20 protein-coding genes and 2 pseudogenes are annotated in these 25,511 nt (G+C 34.9%); 2 read left to right on the top strand and 20 right to left on the bottom strand.

Annotated elements, in window-relative coordinates:
* Window positions 1-169: 169 nt before the first annotated feature.
* Window positions 170-684, top strand: a pseudogene (locus B494_RS21425) (transposase); the annotation flags it as partial.
* A gap of 383 nt (window positions 685-1,067) precedes the next feature.
* Here the strand turns inward: B494_RS21425 and B494_RS0108680 are convergent.
* The 4 genes from B494_RS0108680 to B494_RS0108665 all read right to left on the bottom strand — a co-directional run bounded on the left by B494_RS0108680 (window position 1,068) and on the right by B494_RS0108665 (window position 6,452).
* Window positions 1,068-2,372: a Gfo/Idh/MocA family protein gene (locus B494_RS0108680; RefSeq protein WP_017472002.1), complete on the bottom strand. Its 1,305-nt coding sequence runs from the start codon at window positions 2,370-2,372 to the stop codon at window positions 1,068-1,070.
* A 12-nt stretch (window positions 2,373-2,384) separates the two neighbouring features.
* On the bottom strand, window positions 2,385-3,383 hold the full coding sequence (locus B494_RS19150) for an alpha/beta hydrolase family protein (protein ID WP_017472001.1): 999 nt from the start codon (window positions 3,381-3,383) through the stop codon (window positions 2,385-2,387).
* A gap of 119 nt (window positions 3,384-3,502) precedes the next feature.
* Complete coding sequence (locus tag B494_RS0108670) at window positions 3,503-4,993, bottom strand: UxaA family hydrolase (RefSeq protein ID WP_017472000.1); 1,491 nt, start codon at window positions 4,991-4,993, stop codon at window positions 3,503-3,505.
* Window positions 4,986-6,452, bottom strand: coding sequence for a tagaturonate reductase (locus B494_RS0108665; protein WP_017471999.1), 1,467 nt, complete (start codon window positions 6,450-6,452; stop codon window positions 4,986-4,988). Before B494_RS0108665 ends, B494_RS0108670 begins: the two co-directional genes overlap by 8 nt.
* Before the next feature lie 229 nt (window positions 6,453-6,681).
* Here B494_RS0108665 and B494_RS0108660 point away from each other — a divergent pair, with 229 nt between their 5' ends.
* A complete protein-coding gene (locus tag B494_RS0108660; RefSeq protein ID WP_017471998.1) occupies window positions 6,682-7,035 on the top strand; it encodes a YhjD family protein in 354 nt (117 codons plus the stop codon).
* A gap of 770 nt (window positions 7,036-7,805) precedes the next feature.
* On the opposite strand, the gene B494_RS0108655 is transcribed toward B494_RS0108660, so the two are convergent.
* From B494_RS0108655 to B494_RS0108580, 16 genes and pseudogenes are all read right to left on the bottom strand, one after another.
* Window positions 7,806-9,587, bottom strand: a complete 1,782-nt coding sequence (locus B494_RS0108655; protein ID WP_017471997.1) for an ABC transporter ATP-binding protein — start codon at window positions 9,585-9,587, stop codon at window positions 7,806-7,808.
* 27 nt (window positions 9,588-9,614) lie between these two features.
* Entirely contained in the window at window positions 9,615-9,908 is a 294-nt protein-coding gene (locus B494_RS0108650) for a lasso peptide biosynthesis PqqD family chaperone (protein ID WP_017471996.1), read from the bottom strand.
* On the bottom strand, window positions 9,895-10,854 hold the full coding sequence (locus B494_RS0108645; protein ID WP_033193567.1) for a phosphoenolpyruvate carboxykinase (ATP): 960 nt from the start codon (window positions 10,852-10,854) through the stop codon (window positions 9,895-9,897). Before B494_RS0108645 ends, B494_RS0108650 begins: the two co-directional genes overlap by 14 nt.
* Before the next feature lie 102 nt (window positions 10,855-10,956).
* Window positions 10,957-11,109, bottom strand: a complete 153-nt coding sequence (locus B494_RS20800; RefSeq protein WP_017471994.1) for a paeninodin family lasso peptide — start codon at window positions 11,107-11,109, stop codon at window positions 10,957-10,959.
* A gap of 56 nt (window positions 11,110-11,165) precedes the next feature.
* Window positions 11,166-11,228 (bottom strand): annotated as a pseudogene (locus B494_RS21725) (paeninodin family lasso peptide); the annotation flags it as partial.
* 21 nt (window positions 11,229-11,249) lie between these two features.
* Window positions 11,250-13,184, bottom strand: a complete 1,935-nt coding sequence (locus B494_RS0108635; protein WP_017471993.1) for an asparagine synthase-related protein — start codon at window positions 13,182-13,184, stop codon at window positions 11,250-11,252.
* Between the two features lie 137 nt (window positions 13,185-13,321).
* Window positions 13,322-13,762: a lasso peptide biosynthesis B2 protein gene (locus B494_RS0108630; protein WP_017471992.1), complete on the bottom strand. Its 441-nt coding sequence runs from the start codon at window positions 13,760-13,762 to the stop codon at window positions 13,322-13,324.
* A gap of 72 nt (window positions 13,763-13,834) precedes the next feature.
* A complete protein-coding gene (locus B494_RS0108625; protein WP_017471991.1) occupies window positions 13,835-14,521 on the bottom strand; it encodes a response regulator transcription factor in 687 nt (228 codons plus the stop codon).
* Between the two features lie 101 nt (window positions 14,522-14,622).
* Window positions 14,623-16,002: a sugar phosphate nucleotidyltransferase gene (locus tag B494_RS0108620; protein ID WP_017471990.1), complete on the bottom strand. Its 1,380-nt coding sequence runs from the start codon at window positions 16,000-16,002 to the stop codon at window positions 14,623-14,625.
* Between the two features lie 158 nt (window positions 16,003-16,160).
* Complete coding sequence (locus B494_RS0108615; RefSeq protein ID WP_017471989.1) at window positions 16,161-17,339, bottom strand: nucleotidyltransferase domain-containing protein; 1,179 nt, start codon at window positions 17,337-17,339, stop codon at window positions 16,161-16,163.
* A gap of 227 nt (window positions 17,340-17,566) precedes the next feature.
* A complete protein-coding gene (locus B494_RS19145; RefSeq protein ID WP_017471988.1) occupies window positions 17,567-18,766 on the bottom strand; it encodes a glycosyltransferase family 4 protein in 1,200 nt (399 codons plus the stop codon).
* Between the two features lie 140 nt (window positions 18,767-18,906).
* Window positions 18,907-20,439 carry an oligosaccharide flippase family protein gene (locus tag B494_RS0108605; RefSeq protein ID WP_017471987.1) on the bottom strand — a complete coding sequence of 511 codons (1,533 nt, stop codon included), beginning with the start codon at window positions 20,437-20,439 and terminating at the stop codon, window positions 18,907-18,909.
* Between the two features lie 39 nt (window positions 20,440-20,478).
* Complete coding sequence (locus tag B494_RS19140; RefSeq protein WP_017471986.1) at window positions 20,479-21,651, bottom strand: polysaccharide pyruvyl transferase family protein; 1,173 nt, start codon at window positions 21,649-21,651, stop codon at window positions 20,479-20,481.
* A gap of 335 nt (window positions 21,652-21,986) precedes the next feature.
* Window positions 21,987-22,979: a glycosyltransferase family 2 protein gene (locus B494_RS19135; protein WP_017471984.1), complete on the bottom strand. Its 993-nt coding sequence runs from the start codon at window positions 22,977-22,979 to the stop codon at window positions 21,987-21,989.
* Window positions 22,980-23,001: 22 nt separating this feature from the next.
* Window positions 23,002-24,153, bottom strand: a complete 1,152-nt coding sequence (locus B494_RS0108585; RefSeq protein WP_017471983.1) for a glycosyltransferase — start codon at window positions 24,151-24,153, stop codon at window positions 23,002-23,004.
* A gap of 228 nt (window positions 24,154-24,381) precedes the next feature.
* Entirely contained in the window at window positions 24,382-25,506 is a 1,125-nt protein-coding gene (locus B494_RS0108580) for a glycosyltransferase family 4 protein (RefSeq protein WP_017471982.1), read from the bottom strand.
* Window positions 25,507-25,511 lie beyond the last annotated feature (5 nt).

Here is a 25,511-nt window from a genome sequence, read left to right as displayed (position 1 = left end):
GAGTCGTCGTCTTTCACTTCCGTTTTATTAGCGTTTTTATCTGACTAAACACATGAAAATAATCCATTTTTAATCTCTTTCTTCTGTATAATAGAAAGAGAAAGTAATAAAAAAAGAGCGGTGAAATTTTTATGTTAAAACAACAAACATCCCTTTCGTTAAGTCCTTATCAAAAGAAAATAATTTACGTCTAGTTGCGCAACTGCATCCAGTGATATCAAACGGAACACGAATAGAAGAAACAACGTTTCAGTTTAATAAAGATGCGGGGATGTATGTCTGTCCAGCAGGGCATCTAGCAACCAGAAAAGGAATGAAACACCGAAATTCAACCACTCAAAACCCACACCTAAAATATTTTTCCGACGTGAAGAAATGTAAAGTATGTCCGTTGCGTGAAGGTTGTTATCGAGAAGGGGCCAAAACAAAATCCTATTCAATAACAATAAAATCAACAGAACATGTGGAACAAGAGGTATTCCAAGAGACAAAAGAATTTAAAGAGTTAGCCGCATCAAGATATAAAATAGAAGCAAAAAATGCAGAGCTGAAAAATAGACACGGGTATGAAAAAGCGATTACCTCAGGTCTGTTCTGTTTGGCATGAAGATGCAAGGAGCTGACACCATCTTCGTTAATATGAAACGAATTATTAAGCTAATAAATGAAAAAGAGATAAAGTAGGGGCTGTATACTCAGAAAAACAAGTATAATTTCTCCCTTTTATGACGAGCATTACGCTCGTTTTTTATTTTTATTAATACGGGAGAAAAATACTACTTTTTCAGCAGTCTCGAATAGCACGAGCTGAGGATCCACTGAGTGAAGTGTACTTCTTCACAGTGGAGGAATGTTAGACTAACCCCGTCCCGTCCTGGGACAACGTCTAACTGACCTACATCCTGTAGGCCCGAAGCCGTGCCCACGGAAAGGGAGTATATTTCCTTTGTGGGTATGTGATAAACCTACACATTCTAACATCATTCGTATTTGGAGAGCATATTTTTGTTATGTCCCGGCCTCTTTGATTGTACTGTCTCAGCCTAATTTCTAATAATACAAGATATTTACTTAAGTTCCTTTTGGCTGGGCAACTTAAGCAGATCGTCAATTTTCACAGGCAAACCGGTTTTTAATGAGTGATTACCTGCAATACCAGTCATAATTGACTGAATGCCATCGATATGTGTAGCTGCACGTTTAAATCGATCTACTTTCTCTTCTCCAAATAAATCTTGTAACAATATTTGATCTCCACCACCATGTCCTCCACTTCCCATTTTAATAGGCACATCATAGGGTTCATCAAACATAGGAAGCACACGTAAGGCAATAAATTCAGCTTGGCCTTCTTCTTGTTTTTTTCCACTAGAGTTAATATAAGAGCGCTCTCTAACCATTAACTCAAGTCTTCCTTTGCTACCATTTAGTGCAACACTAAATCCTTCCCATGGCAAATATGCATTAAGTGAATAGGTTAGAACTGCTTTATTTTGATAAGTAACGAGTACTGCAAGGGTATCCTCAATATCAATACCATCTCCAAACACACTTTGATCTCGTTGGTAGCCATCTTCTTCTTCTGCATCCAAATACATTGCCTTTAAATGTTGATTCGCAGAGAGATCAAGTGCAAAAGGATCTGACTTAGCATGCTTATTTTGATATGCGCGTTGATAAAAATATCGTTCCCCTCGTTCTTCAGCATTTTCTTTCCCATAAAAACGTAACCCTCCAGCTGCATAAACCGTTTCAGGCTGTGTACCTAACCAAAAATTAACTAAGTCAAAATGGTGGGTTGATTTATGAACTAACAAGCCGCCACTGTTGGTTTTATTTCGATGCCAGCGTCGAAAATAATCGGCACCATGCTGAGTATCTAGTGCCCACTCAAAATGTACAGAAAAGACTTGGCCAATGGTATCATTTTGAATGAGTTCTCGAAGTTTTGTATGATGGGGAGCATAGCGATAATTAAAGGCCACCCTGATCTTTCCATTTGTACGTTCCACTGCATCAACTATTGCTTTTGCCTTGTTTTGATCGATTGTAATGGGTTTTTCCGTAATCACATCACAGCCCAGTTCCAGCGCTTTTATAATATATGTATGATGTGTACGGTCAACTGACGTTACAATCACAATATCTGGTTTGTTGTCGCTAATCATTTTCTCGAATTGATGAGCTAAATATATCGCTATTGGTTTATGTTGATATTTTTCTTGGAGTAGCCGATTAGCATAATGCTGTCTGGTAAGGTTGCTATCACAAAAAGCTACCAATTCACATGTTTTCTGAAAATCTTGAGCAATTGCACCATAAAAAAATTCTGCTCTTCCACCTGTACCGACTAATGCATATTTTTTTCGCACTTTATTCTCTCCTTATTTATTCATTTGATTTACTAACCATTCTATCGCTTGCGTTCCGTTAATTTCATGCACACCTTGAAACAAGTGATAAGAAAAATTTTCTTGAGCCCCAATCGATTGATAATGATTTGCAAGTTCATCTATCACTCCTCTAGCTGAAGCAATAGGAAAGAGGTGATCTTGATCTCCAGCTTCGATAAATAATGACCGCGGGGCAATTTGCTTTAATAAATCTGGCATTTCACCCAAAGTTAACATGTCTGGAATATAATTATCCAAGCAGTGTCTCCTCGCCATAATACTGTCTTTAAAATAAGCAGGATAACCACTTAAAATCGTCGTTTGAATATTCGTGTTTAATATAGCTAGGCAGATTGAAATGAGTGCACCACCCGAAAAACCAACCACACCTAAATTATCGGGTTTTTGATCAGACGTAGCCTGTATAAATTTAATTAATTGTTGGCATTCACATACTCTGAGTCCTGTTAATGTGTAACCTAATAAAAGGAGTTGAGCTGCTAGCTGATAACATGTATTTTCAGTTGGTGGCGTCTGTTCATCTCTTATTAACCGGCGTTTTCCCATACCAGCCAACTCTGGTACATAAACGTGAAATCCTTTGTTTACTAGAGTAATAGCAATCTGCTTATAAATACTGCTTCTATTAATCTTGGTATGATTCACCGTTAAACCCACTAACTCTTGATGGCCATAACCATGTCCAGGAATGACTAGAATTGCATATTGATTTAATGCATTGGCACATTGTGGCACAAGGTGATAGGTCAACATATGTAACTCGTCAATCGTTGGAATCGACCATAAACGCCGAAGATAAGCTGACTCATTAATTTCGTCTACTATTCTCGCATCCCTATATCGATGTGGCGAATCTGAAACAGTGAAAATACCCAATTGTTGTACTAGCTTTTCTTTGCTTACGCAGGCTGTAGCGGACTTCAATTTGCTTTGATATAACTGATCAATAAACGTCTCAATTTCAGTCATGTGAAAGCTCCTTCATCATAAAAATAAGATGAAACCTTTCAATGGAGGAGCCATAGCCTCCATTGAAGGCGATTCATAAGTTATCAATTTTTTTCATCTTTTTTAATTAAAATAGTCTGTCACAGTGTGACACCTGTTTTAAAAATAGCTAATTCACGATAATCATTTTGTTCATTTTTAGCTTTAGCGCCATTGGCAATAGCAACGATATAATCAATAAATTGATCTAGTACTTCTTCTTTTTGATAACTTAAGAGCTTACCCGCATCAAAATCAATCCAGTGTGGTTTTTTTTGATAAATCTGACTGTTTGAAGAGATTTTTATCGTTGGGACAAAAGTTCCAAAAGGCGTTCCCCTTCCTGTCGTAAATAATACAATGTGACAGCCTGAAGCAGCCAAAGCAGATGAAGCGACAAGGTCATTGCCCGGAGCACTCAGTAAATTCAAGCCTGTTGTCTTTAAACGCTCACCATACTTTAACACATCTCTTACGGTGGACGTTCCAGCTTTCTGTGTACAGCCTAATGATTTATCTTCTAATGTTGTAATCCCTCCATCTTTGTTACCTGGAGATGGGTTCTCATAAACAGGTTGATCATTTTTTATAAAATATGCTTTAAAATCATTGATCATTGCAACCGTTTTGTTAAATACATGCGCATTTTCAGCACGCTCCATGAGAATTGTTTCAGCACCAAACATTTCAGGTACCTCTGTTAAAACAGTTGTTCCACCTTGTGCAACCAAATAATCAGAGAACTCGCCTACTAATGGATTAGCTGTTATACCCGAAAGACCGTCAGATCCTCCACATTTTAAGCCTATTTTTAATTTCGATAGAGAAATAGGTTCGCGATGATCCTGACTTGCTGCCTTATGAATCTGCTTTAGTTTACGTACGCCTGCTGCAACTTCATCACCGACAAATTGGGTCACAAGAAATTGAACACGCTCTTGATCATATTCCCCTAACCCTTGTCTGAAATCTTCAACAATATTATTCTCACACCCTAAACCCAATACCAATACACCACCTGCATTCGGATGATGCACCACATCTGAAAGAATTTGACGTGTATTCTCATGGTCGTCACCTAATTGTGAACAACCATACTGATGACTTAAGACAAGTACTTGATCGAACGGTGCTATATCTTCTACTTCTTTAATAAATTGTTTCAACATATGTTCAGCTACACCATTGACACAACCAACAGTAGGAACAATCCATAACTCATTTCGAATCCCTACATCTCCATTCTTTCTTTGATAACCATTAAAGAAGCGCTCTTCCTGTTCAAACCGTTTGCTATTTGTAAGTTTAGGCTGATAATGATAGTTTTCTATTCCAGACAAGTTGGTACACATATTATCCGTATGCACGCGCGAACCTTGTTTAATTGTTGTGATTGCATGACCAATTGGATAGCCATACTTGATCACATCCTCATTTTTTTCAATGGCTTTAATGGCGATTTTATGCCCTTGCGGTATTGTTTCTTGTAAAGTCAATGTTTCCCCATTAATCTGCAATGTCTCTTCAGCTTTTAACGCCGTTAAAGCAACGACCACATTATCATGTTCCTGAAGTTGGATGAATTTAGGCATTAGTATCAGCTCCTATAACTGATACTAATGCTGCTTCTAAACCATTTTGATCAATATCAATCAGCATCTCTGCCATCATCTCCGTCAAACCATTCATTTGTGTTAAATCTTCGCCCCACCATTTCTCTTGTTGTAAAACTTGACTAACTAACACACTTGCAGCTTCTTCACTTCCATCAAAATTATTCCATAATTCCCTAAAACACGCCAATATCGCTTGATCATCTTTTATAGTAATCTTCTCTTCCGCTCTTCTGCCACGGTAAAAATAAATTAAAGATGTAAAAGCAAAGACTAACTTCTTTGGTAAACGCTGCTTTTGTTTAATATACTGTTTAAGCACCGGTAAATTTCTTGTAGCAAACTTTGCGATTCCATTTAACGAAATGCTCATTAATTGATGATTAATATAAGGGTTTTTAAAACGTTCAAGTACCGATTCTGTATACGCTTCCAATTCTGAGCGTTCTATTGGTAATGTTGGGGTGACTTCTTGGCTGATTAACAACTTCAAATACCGCTCTACTCGCGGATCACAAATCGCTTGTTCAACTGTTTCTAAACCAAGTAAATAAGCAACTGGAGTCATAGCCGTGTGTGTTCCATTTAATATATGAACTTTTCTCGTTCGATAAGGATTTAAATCACTAACAAATAACGTATTTAAACCGATCTGATCAACTGGTAATCGCTCTTGTAAATGGCGATCAGCTTCGATCACCCATAAATGGTAATGTTCAGCCACTATCAAGAGTTGATCCCGATAACCTAATTCTTTTTCTATTATGTTTGCTTGATCACCTGGATAGCCTGGCACAATTCGATCAACAAGACTACAATAAAACTGATTTGCTGTTTCAATCCACTCTTTAAAGGCTTCTTCTAATTGCCATAACTGAATATACTGAAGAACACAGGCCTTTAGTTTGTCAGCATTTCGATCAATCAGTTCGCACGGAATAATGTACATCCCTTTCGTGTCATCACCATTAAAATGTAAATAACGTTGATACAAGAATGCGGTTAATTTCCCTGGAAAAGTCTTCGCTAAACGATCACTTAACTGATCTTGTGGGTCAAATGCTATACCAGCTTCTGTTGTGTTTGAGAAAATGAATTTCAAATCAGGTTGTTTGGCTAATGCTAAATATTGCGCTTTATCCACGTATGGATTAATAGAACGGCTAATCGAGTCAATCACTTGCTTTTCTCTTACAGGTTCTCCATTTTTCACACCTTCTAAAATGAGCGTATACAAATTATCCTGTTGATTCAATCTGTCAGTCAAGCCATGCTCAATTGGCTGAACAATGACAACACTACCATTAAAAAATCCAGCTTTATTCAACTTATCAATCTGCCAGTCAACAAAAGCACGCATAAAATTCCCCTCACCAAACTGTAAAACACGTTCAGGATAGTTTTGTTTTTGAACAAGTTTTTCAGATAATTGTTTCATCTTTCTCCCCTCCAATTACAATATTTAGTAATAACAACGTTGTTATTTTACCATATATCAATAATTTCAGCTATAACTATCACCATATATATGTAAAGATGATTGTTAACATGCTAATGATTAATGGCTATACAGCTATATATATTTCCATTTATACCAATAAATTAGTTTGCATTTCTTTTAGCACATCACATATAATAAGAACAAACGTTCCGTTAGAGGTGAAAGTATGATCAAGCATAAGATCATTAACAACTTTATTATTTTACCTTTTGTTTTAACGCTTTTCAAAAAAGATCGCCATGCTTTTAATCAATTGAAATTCAATTATTTATATGAGCAATTTTTCGACCAGCTTATTGAACAGGTTCAAAAAGATATTATTGCTAATAAGCAACTTATGTACAGTAAATATAAAATTAATGTCCAACTCGTTGAACGAACAACAAAGACATGGCGTTATAAAATTTACGAAAACAGTCATGGACGTATCATCGAGTTTACACCCAATGAGTTAAAAGAGATGACCATCACATCTATGAATGATTATTTATTGAAGAAAAAAGGGGTGTTAACATCCTAGTCATAGAAAGTTACCAACCTTAAGGTAAGAAATCGATGATATAAACAGATGTTTTTCCTGATCTTGCTTCACAAAAGAGTGGATAAAGATAAGATCACTTAAAACACTAGTCATTCTAAGGGGTTGATAAATGTTTCATTATTATCTCGCAGAAGTTTATCTGCTCATGTGAATAACAGTTATAAAAATAGACATTATTCAGATAACTTACTTTTCATATCTTCAATATCCCTGTTTAAACACCTAATATTAAATACAAGCGTTGCCTTTGAATATAGATTTTCGATTGATTATAAACCTTTCGTTTTGGACGCGCAGATGAGCTATGTTCCACTTTCCGTGGGCGTGGCTTGAGCTACTTCCACAGGAGTCTACACATAGCTCACTTGCTAAATAGTAACACCTATCTTAATAATGATTGTCTTTGAAGATCTCATCAAGCGTCATTTCAATCAGTGGGAGTTAGATTTACACCGTTTAGATCATGATCAGCATTGAGTCTCAACATAAGGAACTTCTTATTCTAGTCGTGTCACATCTTCTTCGCTTTATTTCATGCGTTGGGCTTACGCATTCAGTATGAACCCTCAGTCTAAGTGGAGATAAGCAAGGGGTGAGACTTCTGCGGGAATAGGATGAGCTAAAGATCCACTTGAGGCGTGATCTTTGCGACTCAAGTTAGCTGAAGCCATCCCCGCGAAAAGCGAATCCCTTGCTTTTCGGAATGACATAACGTGCTAAACGTATGTGGCACATCCATGCAGACTTAATTAAGCTTGACTAACTAATTTTTTAAAGACACCTGTTGATTGATCAGAAAGCTGTTGATACTTTCCTTGTTCAACCACTGATCCCTCGTCTAATACAATAACTTGGTCAGCATTTCGAATCGTTGATAAGCGATGGGCAATGATAATAACGGTCATTTTACCTTTTAACTGTTCAATTGCTTGTTGAATCTTAAATTCATTTTCTGTATCAAGAGCACTAGTTGCCTCGTCTAAAATCAAAACAGCTGGCTTACGTAAAATCGCGCGAGCCAATACAAGTCTTTGCCGTTCACCACCAGATAATTTAATCCCTCTATCTCCGATTACGGTATCTAAGCCATCTGCTAATCCTCGGATGAATTCCGCCGCTGATGCAAATTCTAGCGCTTCCCATAAATCTTGAGCTTTAGCGTTTGGAGCAACGAGCATAAGATTTTTTCTGACTGTTGTATTAAATAAAAATGGTTCTTGTGCTACATAACTTAGCGAAGTTCGTAATGAACGTAATAGTTCACCTTTAAGAGGATGACCGTCGATTAATGTTTGACCGTTCTCTGGTTGATTTAGCCCCATTAAAACATCTACTAATGTACTTTTCCCAGCACCTGATTTTCCGACTAAAGCGGTTATTTTATTAGCCGGAATAAAAATATTAATATCTTTTAGTGCGTGTTTCCCACATCCCTTAGCATAACGAAATGAGAGGTGGTCACAGCGAATACCATAATTAATTGACAGCTCAGTAGACTGTTGAAAAGGTTCATCTATAAATTCAGCTGCTTCCTCTGTTTCTTTTTGTAACAATCGAACTGCTTTTAACGAGGGGATGGTAAGTGCTACTTGTTCTAACGAGCTTTGAATCCCTGCAACACGAGGCCATAGCCTAGAAAAGATTACAATAATTAATGTTAATGATGCAGCTTGTGCAGAAAATAAATGAATAGATATAAAAACAAATGCAGCTATAAAAATAGTTGAAGCATTTTTGTAATTGGCTTGTGTTGTCGCTTTTAAGGCCATGAAATTGACTTGTTGATCTTGTATCTCTTTCGTAATCCAACGGTACCACTCCATTCTCGGTCCTTCTAATGAATTACTTTTAATATCTTTGATTCCATTGATATGATCGGTAATACCTGAAAGATAATGTTTAGATAATTCATAATTGCGCTCACCTAATGCAATCGAACGTTTTAAAAATTTTCGATTGAGGAATAATAGTAATAATCCGCACACCAAAACAAACGTTGTAATTGAAGGTGAAAGCCATAAAGCCATCCCTATTTGAATCACCGTAAATACAACGGATGCAATTAGGTTTAAAAAACCTTGTGCGCCTGCATTAGTACGACCGATTTCTACTGTTAAAATATTAATGAGATCTGTTTTTCTATTTTTTAGAAAGAAATTCCAATCAGCTTTTAAAATTGAATTATATGTTTCAAGTTGTAAATATCTTAAAAATCCTTGTTGAATAATCGAATTTTTGACGGTGAGATAACGTTTTAGTAGATTTTGTCCTACTGAAATAAGAAGATATATGGTTAATATAATTAATAAACTCACCACATTTGGAAATTCATTCAAAAAACTGATTACGCTCGCAAACGGTAATTCTGTTGTATTTAAATTGACAATGTCTGTTATGCTTATCATGGGAATTAACAACAAAATACCTACACCATCCAGCAAACCAATTCCCATTGACGCAAATGTATTTATATAAAACGCTTTACCACTATATAAATGGATTTGCTTAATAAAATAAAAAATATTTTTCATCTGTTACCTCTCCTTAGCATCCACGGTTCAATCATAAATGTGAATTAATTCAGCTTCTGCTAATTGTCTTATAAAAGCTATAACTTGTTGATAGCAGACTTCTTGATCAACATCATATTGTTCTAACAAATTTAATACTAATTGTTGGATAGAAATCGGTTCTATTATCATATCCCATATTTCTCCTCCGAGTTCACCTAAGTTAAAGTACTTTCCTTTAGTCACACTTAACATGACTTTTTCACCATCCATATCACTCACTATATTCCCTTCTAATTGCTTAATCATCTGATTTTTATCAACACCCTCAATTCTCTTCATATGAATACATCTCTCCTCTAATTATTGTTAAAATTCCGTCTACTAATTGATCAGCTGTAAATCGATTGACAGGCCGTTGAATTTGAAACATTTTTATCTTATTAACAAGCTTTGCCGACGTTCGAAAATGCCAATCTGTTAACTCTGACTGTGGAATAAAGAAATTGCGATATGTATGTTTAAACAACAGATCGAATTGCTGCAGTTTTTCAATAGCATTAATTTTAATAGAACCATCGTTCGTTTTCGTTAATTCAAGTATCCCTGCCAATTCTTTTGCTTGATTTGCAAACTGATCAATAACAGGAATTGAAAATTTAGTTCCGCGATTGTAGATAGGGGTAAAGTCGCTAGAATTTATTCTGTATTTTTCCAACGTTTCTAGCCACAATTTTTGGTAAGGATAGGCTGGAATAACGATTGGATTATTATCATTAGTGAATGTCACAGGAATAACATCATCACTAAGAAGCTGATAGCCGTTCCTTAAAAAAGCTGAAGCTAATGTTGATTTACCAGCTCCCGAATCGCCAACAATGGCATAAGCCTTACCATCAATAACAATTGCACTCCCATGTAACGGTAATATTTTTCTTTGCAATAAAACAGCACCCATACATGTTCCAAGAATGTATAACCTTAACTCATCTTCATTTGTATCAGCCAATGGGTCAATATGAATTTCATCACCATTGACTATGAAAAATGTTGCAACATTAGGGATGCGAAACATAATCATATCTTTCTTTACGTAAATTGTCTTATTCTTTTTAGCTCCTATCAATTGAGACCATGTATCTGCCAAATTAGTTCGTGTTATTACCACATCAATCTTCTGATGTGACGCTTTAACTGGAGCTATTTCTGGCAACCTTAAATAACTGTCTATTATTAAACCAAACCCCTTGTATACATGTTGTTGCTCTAGGTTGTTCACATTAATCATCACCTTTTATTTTTTAAAAAATAGGACTCTATCAAAAAAGATAGAGTCCACATCCATTAGTATTAAGTATCAATATCCCCAGAAATTCACCTTTATACATTATTAACTTTCACCAATTAAGGGATTACCATCATCATCTGTTGGAATTGGAGAGCCATCAGTGAAATTCCCATCAAAATTAACGTAATTCGTACCCGCTAATGTCATACTTATATCTAATACTTCTAACGTTGGTTGTGTCCACGCTTTTCTCATTTGATTCACCTCCTTTCAATCACAAATTCGCAACCTTTGTCTTTGCCTTCGTCTCACTAACCAAAGAACATGGGTTCATTAACATCTAATACTTCTAACATTGGTTGTGTCCACCCTTTTCACATTTGATTCACCTCCTTTCAATTAAATTTTTTCAGAAAACGATTGACGATTAGACATCGCATTAAAAGACTATATTCAAACCTAGCATGTTCTTGACTAGGTCCCCTTTCAGCCTGTTTTACGAAAGAAGCTATCGTGTCACCATCGATATATTCTAACAAACGTGTCTCCTTACATAGTTGTTTTGCTTCATTTACAAAAGCCGGCCATACAGGAATCATTCTTTGAATCCAATCCGCAGCTTGAATCCCCCTAGTCGACTGATTTAAACGAATGCTATCAGGTAAGTACTGTTTCGTTGCCTTTCGAACAAGCGCCCGATCTAATCCATCTTGGACATATTGATCCTCAGGTAAGGATAGGCAAAAGCGAACGACTCTGAGATCATTAGTCGGATCGCGCTTCCACAATTTGTAATGCAACGATAACTTACAATCCAATGTATTCCCAGCATTCCATGGCAAAATATCTTCAAATAAAATTTTCCGTTGTTTATATGCATTTTGGGTCGCAAACCAACCTGATCTATTAAAATGATAATCTTTTAATTTGCTAAAGATTTTGGTATTAGTGGCAAAGTTCGGATTTATAATAGATTGCGTTGCTGATGAAGACTTTTTAAATAATTGATTTAGGCTTGGAAACCCACTTTTTAGAATGAATGGCATTAATCGAGAACGTGAGCTACGCGTTCTCTCACAGTACTGATTAAATTCTCGTTGAAAATGAATCCACCTAAACTTTTTAATAAGCATGGCAAAATAAGGTGTTGATGATCCCCATGAAATAGTGAAATTCCCTCTATCTCCGTTTAATAAAACACCCAAGTCCAGATTATGTGCTTGTTCAAACATACCACTAAGCCAAAATGAATTTTCCAGAAATTTATATGGCATTTCCATAACATCAAGATAATGATCAATCTCAGAATAAGAGTTTCTCCCCATAAAATTATAATAACAATCCTGCATTCCACCTACATAATTAACGGTTTTTTTCACAAGATCTCTTTCATCAGGTATCAAATGACTTGGTGTATAATCAACAAAATCACTTGTTGGAACATAGGTGAACGTATGTAAATTTTTGCTGCCTTTTCTTAATTCTCTAGCCGCAAAACTTGCAACAGAACCAGAATCCAAACCACCACTCAACTGCGATCCAACCCCTCGAAATGTACGCAATTTTGCATTTACTGCCTTATGAAAAACATCTTGAAATGCTTCAATATATTCTTGATTTGATCTTAACTTCAAGCGTTCTTTCGGATGAAAAAAACCGTATTTCTCTAGCTTGATCTTGCTTTTATCCAAAGTAAATAAATGAAAAGGCGGTATTTGTTCTATCTTCAAATACGGTGTCATACGAGCATCTAATGTATCAATCATTCCTGATATTGCTAAATACTCTGCTAGCCATTGCTCATTTAACTCTGATTTAATTCCTGTTAAAGTTAACAAAGGCTCAATCGTTGTACTAAAGGCAAACAGAGTATGACTATGATAATAATAAAGTGTGCGATAACCAGAGGGATCTCTTGCACCAAATAGCTTTTGCTTGCGCTCATCCCAAATTACAAAAGCATAGTCTCCAATCAAATAATTTAAGGCGGCCTCACCCCACTTGCAATAAGCGTGTATGATTAATTGGCTATCCGACATTTCTTTTTGATTACGCTTCTCAATAGCCAAGTACTCAAACAGTTCATTACGATTATCTATAATCGCATCAGCTGTTATGGTTAAGCCGCGCTCAGCATCATAAAAAGGTAGTATTTCACTAATCGATTCCTCCGTAATATGTTGAGCATGACACCCCATAAATATATGATTTTTATGCCAGATATTCGTTTTATCTGCCGGATATTCACTCAAAGCATCCATCATTTGCGTACTTTCTTCACATGAAACTTTCTTTTTATTCAAATGATAAATACCAACGATAGCACTCAATAAATTTCACCTCTTTTCATTATAATTACCTCAATCCAAAATGAGACCGTTGCTTTCAGTCTGATTACCTTTCTCTATTCTTTAATTTTTTTTATTGCTTAATCCTTTTTCAAAGCTGAATAATAAATCGCATTCACTTAAATAAATTTAGCGAATGAACGCACAGGGGTAAATTTAGTCATATTCGCCCGACCTGTCACATAAAACCGGCCACTTCTTAACCAAGCATGTGCAATCATTTTCCCGTCTTCATCTCGAGCTGTTCCTAAATACAATGTGCTTTCTATCTTTCTTTTTTCTAACATTTTCATGGCTGCAATGGCTTGTACAAGACAGGTACTTTGCCAAAAAGTGTACTTACTCATAATATCTATCGTCCGCGAAATTTCTTTAATTATAAATTGGTCACTACTGATTGTAAGTGGCGTTTCTTTTGATTCTTCACCTAAATGTGGTGCTACTTTAATAAACGTTCTACTTCTTAATACACGAGCTCGTGCTAAATTTAGTAACGTTTCAATATACAAGCTCTTTCTAAAAGAAGGAAGTTCTAGGAATTTCTTCATCGTTATAAACATCAATATCATCCCCTTTGTTACTGCTGCTATCCCCTATCCTAATTAGTAGTAAGTAATAACAGAATAGACTAATTAATCCGTAATTCGAAAAAACATTTGCATCAATTGTGTGCGACTATTAATATTTAATTTTCTATAAATACGAGAAATAGCATTTTTCACATTTCCTTCACTTACATTAAGTTCTTCAGAAATTTTTTTATTAGACCAGCCTTTGTTAATAGATAGAATTAATTGGTAATCATTTTCTTTAAAATTCAAATGTTTTTTTGATTCTAAACACTTTTTCACTGAATAAATGTGGCCTTGCTTTTCTAAATTAGTTAAATACATAAATTTTTCAGATAAATCGTTAATCAAATATTTAGGTGCAACAAATTGGCCATCTAAGACAAGTTTTATTTCTTGCTTGAATTTTTCCAAACTTGATTCTTTCAGTAAATACCCATCTATCCCAGCTAATAGAGACTTTTCAAAAAGGGACTTACTTTTGTGATCCGATAAAAGAACGACCTTCATCTCAGAATTATATTTCTTTAACCATTCCGTGCAACATATGCCATCTATATCTTGAATCTGGACATCAACCAAACATAAATTAGGCATTGATTCAGCACTCTCTACAAATTTAATAACCTCATTGCTATCTCTCACAATTTTAATAGAGTTAAAACTGCCCATTCCTTTAAAAGCAGCTGCGATTATTTCACTATAGAGCTTATGCTTTTCAGCAATTAACACACTGTATTGTTTAACCATTTTCTCATCTCCTATTAATAAAACATAAAGCCCCCCATATATGGATTTTCGGTACGCTGATGAAAACTCTCAGAAAATCATTGCTTTTATAGTATTTGAACTTACTTAGACATTACATTCGGTTGTATAATTGACTCAATTTCTTTCCAAGATACAACGATACGATAAATATCTTCTTCTACCAATTCACTTCCAGTTTGCACTTCAATTAACTCCATATCAGTTGTCGCCCTTACTGCATGTTTTGACGCTAAAGGTATATGAATGACATCACCTACTCGAATATGACTTATTCGATCCTCGAGAACTAAAACACCTTCTCCTTTAATAACCGTCCAAACTTCATTTCTTTTATAATGAACTTGATAACTTAGATTTTTGCCCGCATTAATACCAATTCTTTTTGTCAAAACTTCATTACCTGCAGGGTATTTTTTGTATTCTAGTACGCGATACCAGCCCCATCTCCGTTCTTCATACATGGGTCGACCCTCTATAGCATGGGTGTATGATTTGATTTTTTGACTCGCTTCTTTATGTGATACTAAGATTCCGTCGGGACTAGCGACAACGATCGCGTCATTAATACCGATTAATGTAATCGGTATGTCTAATTCATTGATCACATGAGTGTTTTTAGTATCTTTATCAACTACACCCTTTCCAACTAAATAATTCGGGATCTCTTCTGTTAAAACATTCCAGGTTCCCAGGTCTTTCCAAATGCCGTTATAGGAAATGGCTGCGATGTGTTGTGCCTTTTCTACAACTTCAAAGTCGAAACTGTTTTTTAACAGAATTGGATATTGTTTTAATAATGCTTCATATTGAGTCGGCAAACCTTTTTCTTTCAATACTTTAAGCATGTAATCCAATTTAAAAGCAAATACACCACAATTCCAAAGAGCGCTTTGATCAATAAGTGCCTGTGCCAATTCATGATCTGGTTTCTCTTTAAAATAATCCACCATATAAAAGTCTTTGTCCTGCTGTTTTTTAGGTACAATATAACCATATTTCTCAGAAGGATAGGTCGGCGTTACACCTATCAAAGCTAAATCTGCTTGAGATGTTGCTATCACATTTTCTAGATCTTTTATTCGTTCAAAAAAACGATCTTCTACATATGGGTCAACAGGAAGAATAGTAATAACCTCTTCAGGACTCACATTTTCTAAATCATACAAATATACTGTTGCTAAGGCAATAGCTGGAAATGTATCCCTTCGTTCCGGTTCGCTTACAGTAGAGGTATCTTCACCTATTTGACTATAAATCATCTCTACTTGGTTTTTACCCGTAGCAATAATGGCGTCATCAATTAAATTATTTTTTTTCAATTGTCTCCAAACACGCTGCACCATCGATTCGAGATTACCATTTTCATCTTCTAACACTTTTAAGAATTGTTTTGACCGTGCATCATTTGATAATGGCCATAAACGTTTTCCTGATCCTCCAGACAATAAAACAAGCTTCATAAAATTCCCTCCTGTTCTCAAAAAACAATGTGCTCATCACAAGTTAAGCACACGCTAAGCGCATCATTCCTTCTCCATGAGTTACTGTTGTAAACAGGCTCCATAAATAATCAGCAATAAGCAGTTGTTTAATTCCTGTCAAAGTCCGAATGCTACTGTTAGTGATTATCTTTTTTTTGAACACATCGCCAGATTCCAATGAAAGGACGTAAAGGAAAATAAAGAAAGTGGAGCGCCCTTGGTAAAGGTAATACTTGTGCGTCCCAAGAATTTGGTTGTGCTTTTCTAATCAACAACTGCCACTTTTGCGAGTGACTTTTAATTGCATATAAATAACGTTTTGATTTTTTCATCCAAAAAGTGTCAGGTGGAGCGTCAATATTTATGTTATCGTCAATAAAAGCTAACGCTTGACTCGCGAGATGTTGCGACCTACGTGTTAGCGCAAAAGACTCTAAATCCGATGATAACTCAACATCTAATAACGCTTTAGCAAGTTGAACATATTGACCAATCAAATGACTATATTTGTATCTTTTCAACATTAAAATAAGCTTACCGTGCTGATGATGGAGCCGTAGTAACTGATCAATATCAGTCAACCAACGCATTCTAAACCAACCATGTCGAGCACCATGGGTAATTAAATGAAAAAGTAAGTATTCTTCAGACAAACTATTAATGGGTGTTGTAGTAACAGGAATTTGAACCCTTTTATCCCACATTTCACAAAATGAAGGTTCATTGGTTGGCCCAGGATTTAATTTCCAATGCACTTCTATTTCACAATTTTTTTCATAATTATAAAATTCAATATGATGATTTTGTACTTTCCAATCTTGAAGAAGTCTTGGCGGTTCATATGCTATTTGATAGCCTAAATCCTTTAAGATTTCCGTTGAAGCATCTAAATCCTCAATCGAAATTAAAAAATCGAGATCATTAGATGTTCTCGATGATAAGTCTTTATATAATTGATAAGATAAAACCGGACCTTTCAAAACCAGTACATTAAGCTTATGAAGATTAAAAATCGAGCAAACACGTTCCATTTCAGCAGTAAGTTGCATCATTCTCATTGTATTTGCCAAATAGTGATCGTGAAATTCCCTTAATATCTGGTTAGGAACAAGTTCAGTATTTAATTGCTTTAATTTTTTATATACAATAGGATTGACCCGGTGATATCGAGCTAGCCTAAACAATTCCGTCCAATTCACTTTTTTAATAAGGGGGGACAATTTACATAATACTTCTTTGTTTTTATTTTTTAAAAGCTCTAATAACAATTCAAGTTCATTAGACATGCTTTTTTCCCTATTACTAATCGTGTTCATTGAAGATCACCTTATTCTATTTTTAATTCATTTAAATCTAAGATGTTGATCAACACCACCATACTTTAGTCGGACTAAATATTAACATTTACTTATCTCCATATTAATCACTTTTTGCTTGACTTCAATGCTGGTTATTACATTATCCTTTGATTGAATAAATATTGTCTATCTTTTTCACATAAGATTTACCACTCATATCATTCCTTTCTATACTAACACTCAAGTTAGTATGTCTTCTTATTCCAAGAAACGGATGAAATTTGAAAGCTTTTCATACGTTCTTTTGCTTCAGCGTTTTCAGAGCTTTGATCAGCGTTGAATAATTTTGATTCTACAAAGGCTTTAATTTCTCTCCTAAACCTTTGTGGTGAGAAGTTAATCGCATGATTTCGACAATGTTGTGGATTAAAGCTCATCTTTTCAAATTGTTCAACTGCTCTTCGAATCGCTTCTGGTTTCTGTTGATAAAAGAATAAACCTGTTGGCTCAGCTATTTGAGCGATTCCTCGCACGGTTTCTAACGATCCACCCTTACCATATGCAATAACTGGTGTACCACAAGCTTGAGCTTCTAATGGCAAAATACCAAAATCTTCTTCAGCTGCAAAAATAAAGGCCCTAGCTCGCTGCATGTGATCTCTTAAAACTTCGAAAGTTTGATAGCCAAGTATTTTAACATTTACGCCCGCTTTGTCCCTTATTTTTTTAAATTCCGGTCCATCTCCAATAACGATTAACTTCTTTTGAGGCATTAAAGAAAAGGCGTCAACAATTGCATCTATTTTCTTATACGGAACCATTCGTGATGCCGTTATATAAAAATCCTCTTTCTCTTCCTTTAACGAAAAGCCTGCTATATCAATGGGTGGATAAATCGTAGTCGATTGACGACGATAAACTTTCCAAATTCTTCGACCGACGAAATTAGAATTAGATATAAAATAATCTACACCATTCGCTGTTCGATAATCCCATAATCGAATTTGGTGTAGTAGCATTCTCGTTAGTGCACCTTTTATTCCTTTATCCATTCTCGCTTCCTTTAAATACTGGTGTTGAAGATCCCAAGCATAACGAATTGGAGAATGCACATATGAAATATGGAGCTGATCTGGACCTGTGATCACACCTTTTGCAACAGCATGAGAACTAGATAGAATTAAATCATATCTTGACATATCAAGTTGCTCGATCGCTAACGGCATAAAAGGGAGATAGTTACGATATTTTTTTTTTGAACAAGGTAGCTTCTGAATAAACGTTGTTTTAACGGTTTTATTCAGAATAAATCGCCGATTATCTTTCGATAGATGGTCTACTGTACTGTATAAATCTGCTTCTGGAAAGACCTTTAATAGCTGTTCCAAAACTTTTTCCGCACCACTATAGACAACAAGCCAGTCATGAATAATAGCTACTCTCATGAGTACACCTCCTCATTAGATCAATTATTGGTTTGAAATAAATAGAAAAGATTAATTTAAAAATAGTCAAACAACGCATAACGTTAGTTAGTATCGCCAATGTTAGAAAACAGCGACGCAACCAATTGACGATAAATTTGTTAAATACAACGTTTTTTCGGATCCTCTTTTTTAGAGAAGCGTTTATGATAAGAATTTATGATAAAACGCTTTTCACCATCATTCATATAAAAACGAAACATGATCCAGCCATAGATTACACTAAATGCAACCGCAAAAATAAACACATCGATCATATTCGAAACATGAAAAAAACTTTTAAGCAAATAGCCTAAAAGCCCCATAGTTACCATAGGTATAAATAAAATAAAAACTTCCTTACTATAACGTTTCATATCAATTCCAATACGAACATAATAAATGTTCATGACAACCGTATTAATGATTTTCCCAATAACGGTCCCAATCGCTGCTCCAATAACACCATACATCATTGCTAAAGGAATACTAATTAACAAATTGAATACGGCAACGACCAGATAGAGTTTTGATTGAAAAACATGTTGGTTCTTTGCTTGTAAAATAGATGTTGCTAGCACTTGAACAATGGGGATAAATCGTGACGAAATAATTAATAAAGCGACCCAATAAGCCAAATGGTAATCTGGCCCTGCCCACAAGACTATAAATTCATGTCCTACTGAAATAAAGCCTGTTATCACTAAAGCCGCAAGAAAAAACTGTATTCTTGATATTTTAATAAAGATATTATCTATTTGACGATTAGACACTTGGTTCGTTATCATTTTAACGAGCTTCGGTAAAAGAAAACCACTTAAAACCATTGTTAACTTATTAAATAAACTATTTATAACATCTGCTATATGATAGACAGCAACTTCTCTTGCATTGACTAGAGCCCCTAAGACAAAAATATCTGTTCGAGTATAAATAATATCTGCAAGACCAGCAACAAAAACCCAAAGTGAATAACTAGCTATCTCCTTTAGTAATTGAAAATCAACTTTATGTAATTTAATTTTCAATTTAAGTATGACGATACAGTAATAAACATCAAGCAGTGACAAGAATATACTAACAATTGTGATTGCGGCTAATACAACGATTGAAGTGTAACCCATGTAAAGTACAGACAATATCGTTAGTGGATTAACAATGAATCTGATTAAATTTACGACTTTACTAAAAATAAACCGTTCATGGGCAACAATGACACCACTAAAGAGTTTAAGTGGGAATGAAACTGCTAAATTAATAGCCACAATAATCAACATATCTTTAAAACGCTCAATCTCTTCAACAGAAAGACCTTTAGCAAAGATTTTATCTGCTTGTAACGACATGATAACTGCACAAACAAATAGAATGATTCCGATGATTGAATATAATAGGAGAAACATCGCCATCGTATTTTGGTAGCCTTTTTCATCATTTTTCTCTTTAAATTTTGTTGCATATTTAATGACTGCATTTGAGAAACCGAAATCAAATAAAAACAACATCCCCATTATTGACATTGCTAATGCATACAACCCATATTCTTCCTGTCCAAACAAACGTAAGGTTATTGGTGTTATTAATAATCCAGTTAATAAGTTAATTAATGTTCCAATATAAGTAATGATCACACCAAATTTAATCTGCTTGACCATAGGCTCGCCTCGTTTTCTCTATTTGCTATTTTGTCTAAGTCATTCCACTTTATTCTCTATCTTTACGATGCAACTTTGATCGATTTCAACCGCGATTTTTTGATAATACGATTTGGTAAAGTCATTGTTATAGCGTGCAGCATCACAATTTAAAGCTAATAATTCATCTATATAAAGAAAAATATTTTCATCTTTTTCAACGAATTTTATATAAGGGAGATGTTTAAGCCATTGATAAGTTCCCCTAACCTTATGATTATAGTTACTGAGAACTACACAAGGGGTTGATGTTATAGCTGCAAAGACCATACCATGCAATCGATCGGTAACTATCAATTTAGATTGGCTAAAAGCGTCCCAAATCTTATTAAGTTCTCGCTCTCTTTGTCGCTTGCTAACGCCATATTTTACCATCGTATCAGTTATGATTGCCTGATTTTCATCATCAGCAAAACGATCTATTATTTGTTGTTTTAGATGATCATTTAATATCGATTCGACGTCGTTTCTAAAACACAACAAAACATCTCGGCGATGTTTCTTTTGCGTTTGGTTTAAGTACATAACAATATCTGGAACCATTATAACGGTATTATTCTTAAAGGCATCACACATCATCTGGTAAGATTGCTTTTCTCGTGCAATTAGAATAAGATTTCTATGTGAATTATAAATTCTTTTTGTTAGCTCAAATTCCTTTGTCCCCTTCTCAGAATCATCAAAATACATTGTTTGTGGGAAAAGAATTATTTTTTGTCTGTTGAAAATCTTAATGATCATCCGTCTAAGTTCCTCTTCTTCTGGGTATTCATTTCCTAAATTCCCACCGCCATGAAGCATAATAATATCTTGATCTATAATATTTTCCTTGAGCGCATATAAACAATACTTCAATTCACTAAATTGAATTTCAATTCGTTTAAAATTTTGACACGTCTCATCTAAAAAACGTTTTTCTGCATAAGCTATGGCTTGATCTCCTAAATTCCCATGTTCTGGAGTTCCAATTAGTATAATATTGCATTCCTTACTGTTTTTTATTGCTCTGCTAACCTTATATGCACTGAATCTCACACTCAATTTGTAGCCGAATCTCTTCAATTTGTAGCTAAATCTCTTCAATTTGCGGCTAAACCTCTTCAATTTATAGCCGAATCTCTTCAATTTGCGGCTAAACCTCTTCAATTTATTTGTAATCTTGTATAACATCATTTGATATCACTCCTTATTAACCAGCATATCTTTTATATCTTTAATTTCATCTATTAATCTTAGATGAATGCATTTCATCAAAAATGATATTTTTAAAAACGAAAGATATAAAATATTAAGAAATCTCTTGATGAATGAAAAAAATCAATCCACGCGATGCTAAGATTGACTTGATCACCATTTCTTTACTGATCAAATTGACTCTAGCAAGTGCGTTTATTGATTTAGCGAGCGTATCTATATGCTTAGCCTCGTATAATTTTCGAACGAATATGAACTTTATCGCTATATTTGTTCGTTTTAAAACTGTATGAATAGTTATTGAATTCATTCAGTTATTTCCTTCTGAAATTAAGTGCTATATATAATCTTCTAATTAGAAATACCGGCATAAAGCGATAAAGATTTCTAATCAGCTTCGTTTTCATTGAGATCGGATATTTTTCAAACACTTGCAGATGATCCTTATAATACTGAATGAGCTTGTTTATTATGACATCACGATTATCGATATCATAGATAATCACACGATTAATTGATCCTCTGACTAAAGACTCTAATCTTCTAAGTGCCTTTTTCTGTAACTCGATCAAACCATGTTCATGATAAAATTGCCACTGATTATTATAAGCTTCTATTTGATTAAGTCGTTGGTGATTAAAACCTGCTCCCATAATACTTGATGTTCGTTGCAAATAATAATACATTTTACAATCCATTATTACGAGTTTATTTGCCTGATATAAAAGTTTATACGTGGTTAATTCATCTTCGTGAACTTTACCTTTTGGAAACTCAATATCTTGAAACAAATTTAATTTAAATAGCTTATTCCAAACTACAACCGTGTCACCATAATTTTGATTGTATAAATTATCTAGAATCTCTTGTTTTTTTAAAAAAACACATGTATCTAACTTATCAATCGATTCATTAATCAGATCATGACCTGATTCTTCTGTAACTTTAGTGTAGCCACATTGAACGATATCGGCCTTGTGTTCAATCATAGCTTCCAATAAATAACGATAGAATTCACTATGAATATAATCATCAGAATCAATAAAACTAATATACCTACCTGTTGCGATTCGTAATCCAGCATTCCTCGCATCAGAAAGTCCACCGTTTTCTTTATGAATAACGCAAATTCGCTCATCAATTTCTGCATATTTATTACATATTGTACCGCAATAATCAGGAGAACCATCATTGACTAAAATGATTTCTAAGTTGCGATACGTTTGATTGAGAATACTATCGATACATTTGGGTAAGTAGCGTTCCACTTTATATACCGGAACAACAACGCTTATTTTAGGATTCACATTATCAACCTCGCTATTTCAGTTAAAGATAATTTTCACAACCCTGATCTAGTAAATGTTGGTATATGTCCGTATACATTGTTTTAAATAAATTATCATTATATTCTGTGTGCCTTTGTTCATTAGCCGTTAATATTGTATTGGCGAGATCAAATGAATCTTTCCTTTTTGCAACATAAATATGATTCATCATGTTTGACCATTCTGACAATCCACCACTGTCAAATACCACAACAGGCTTTCCTGCTTGTCTGGCTTCAGGTACTACTAACCCCGCGGCTTCATACCAAATTGACGGGACAACAACGATGTCCGCATTCTGATAATATTGTTTAATCTTAACACTGTCTACCTTACCGATAAAATGAATAAACTGCCTTAGTTCTTTATCTTCTACCAGGTTAATCAAGCGATCTTCATACCAACCACCGCCAACAATATAACATGCCATATCAATACCTCTAGTTTTAAGTTTTGAAATTGCAGAGATTAAATACTGTACACCTTTATTATAAGAAAGCCTGCCAACATACAGTATATTTAGGATAGTATCTTCACGTGTAACATTATTTATTGGTCCTACATCTGTTAATGATCCAAGGGTAATATCAAATAACTTAATCTGATTCGGATCAATGCCCTCCCATTCTAGTGATTGTTTCATCGCTTGGGTTGCAACATAGATTGCTTTACTTTGCTTAAACAGATCATGGGTCGCTTGACTCTTTTTAAATAATCGAAACGCTTCTTTAGGCGCCTTGTTTATTCCACATCTTCTAACATACCAATTCACCATGCATTTAAGACCTGTAGAACACATGCATATTTCATCTTTATCCCTAAATAGCCTTGTCCCTGCTGGACATGTGACATTATGAGCGATTGAAAAAAGTGGATATTTAAGTGCAAGTTCCTTTACCTCATCTGTTGTGTTAGGGCTCACATGCCATAGTAACGCATCTGGTTTAAACGCTTGAACGTTATCGCGCCAAGCTCTATCGAAAGTCATCATCTCACATCCTATCTCCCCCCCCCAAATTGACGTACCACTATAATCCAAACATATCACAGCAGTTTCCGAATCATTAGCTCGTATCTTTTGTGTTAAATCATACAAAAAACGTTCTTTCCCTCCACCATCATGATATTTATCTATGATTTGTAATAATCTCAAAATCCCACTCCTTTACAGGCTAAGATGCATAAACCGAACCTTCAATTCGTGGACGTTTTCGTTCTTCTCCCACGGATTGGTAATTGAGTGAATCAGAACATTAGCGTCCATTAGCCCCCGCCTAAATAAATTTAGCTCTGTTCTCTCTTTTCTCGCGGGCGTTTTACGAACACTTATCTGTGATAAAAGTTGCGATAAGCATTGTTTCATCTATCGATATTTCATAGCTTATTTGCGTTTATCTCTATTTTTTAATGCTTGTTTATAAGCATTCAGTCTGATTTCTGCAGCTTGATACCAACTATATTTTTGAGCGGTCTGATAAGCGTTATGACGTATGTTATATAACAATGTCTCATCATTAATCAACTGTTCAATCGCGTTTTCTAGTGCTCGAATATTCCGGCGCGGAACCACTAATGCATCATGATTGTTGTTAACAATATCGTTAGGTCCCGGTGTTTCAAACGTTATCGGTGCCAGTCCACATGACATTGCTTCAATCAATGTTTTCCCAAACCCTTCTGACAGTGAAGGAAATAGATTAATATGAAATCCCCTTAAGAGGTTAGGTAAATCAACATGATTGTAATTTTCAATCACATGAACTCTGTCTGTTACTGTATAATTGAATGCTTGATGCACCTGTTCTACTGGACAGCCAGTTCCAAAAAAGGTAACACTAACATTTGGATATAAGGATAAAATTTTATTTAGTGCTTTTGTACTATAATCAATCCCCTTTCTTTGAATATAGCTCCCAACTTGAGCTATATTTATTTGCCCATTATTTTTTCGCTCAATTTTTACATTCTGATTTAAAAAATAATCTGGTATTCCATTAGGTACAATGCGAATACGATCAAGTTCTATACCAATTTGATTTACAATATAATCTTTATCCGTCTTATTTAAAACGATCGACATATCTGATCTTCTTATTGAGCTGGTTACTTCTTGCAATCTAATACCGCCCCAATATATTGGATATTTCCAACTTAATTTAAGGTGTCCTTGCACGGACTCTTTAACGATTTCTTCATGAGCAAGATGTTCTAACCCATGGCTACTAAACACGGCTATGGGTCTGTTTTTCATAAATGTCAAGATCCAACCATCACCAGAAGCGATATCGATTAAATCATACTCTCTCCATTTCTTTATTTTTAAAGCAACTCGCCATGGGAAGATAACTCTATCCAGTAAACCACCCGAAAACAACTTTAGATCATCCATAAAATAGGTGTCGACCCTGATATCTAGTTTTCTTAATGCATCACTTAGTGCAATGCGACTACCTGACACACCAGTATTCGGATCGAAATCAGCACTGGATATTAATGCCACTTTCATTTTTT

This window comes from Amphibacillus jilinensis Y1 (assembly GCF_000306965.1).
GTDB classification, from domain to species: Bacteria; Bacillota; Bacilli; order Bacillales; family Amphibacillaceae; genus Amphibacillus_C; species Amphibacillus_C jilinensis.
This window is presented reverse-complemented; position numbering and strand designations above follow the sequence as displayed.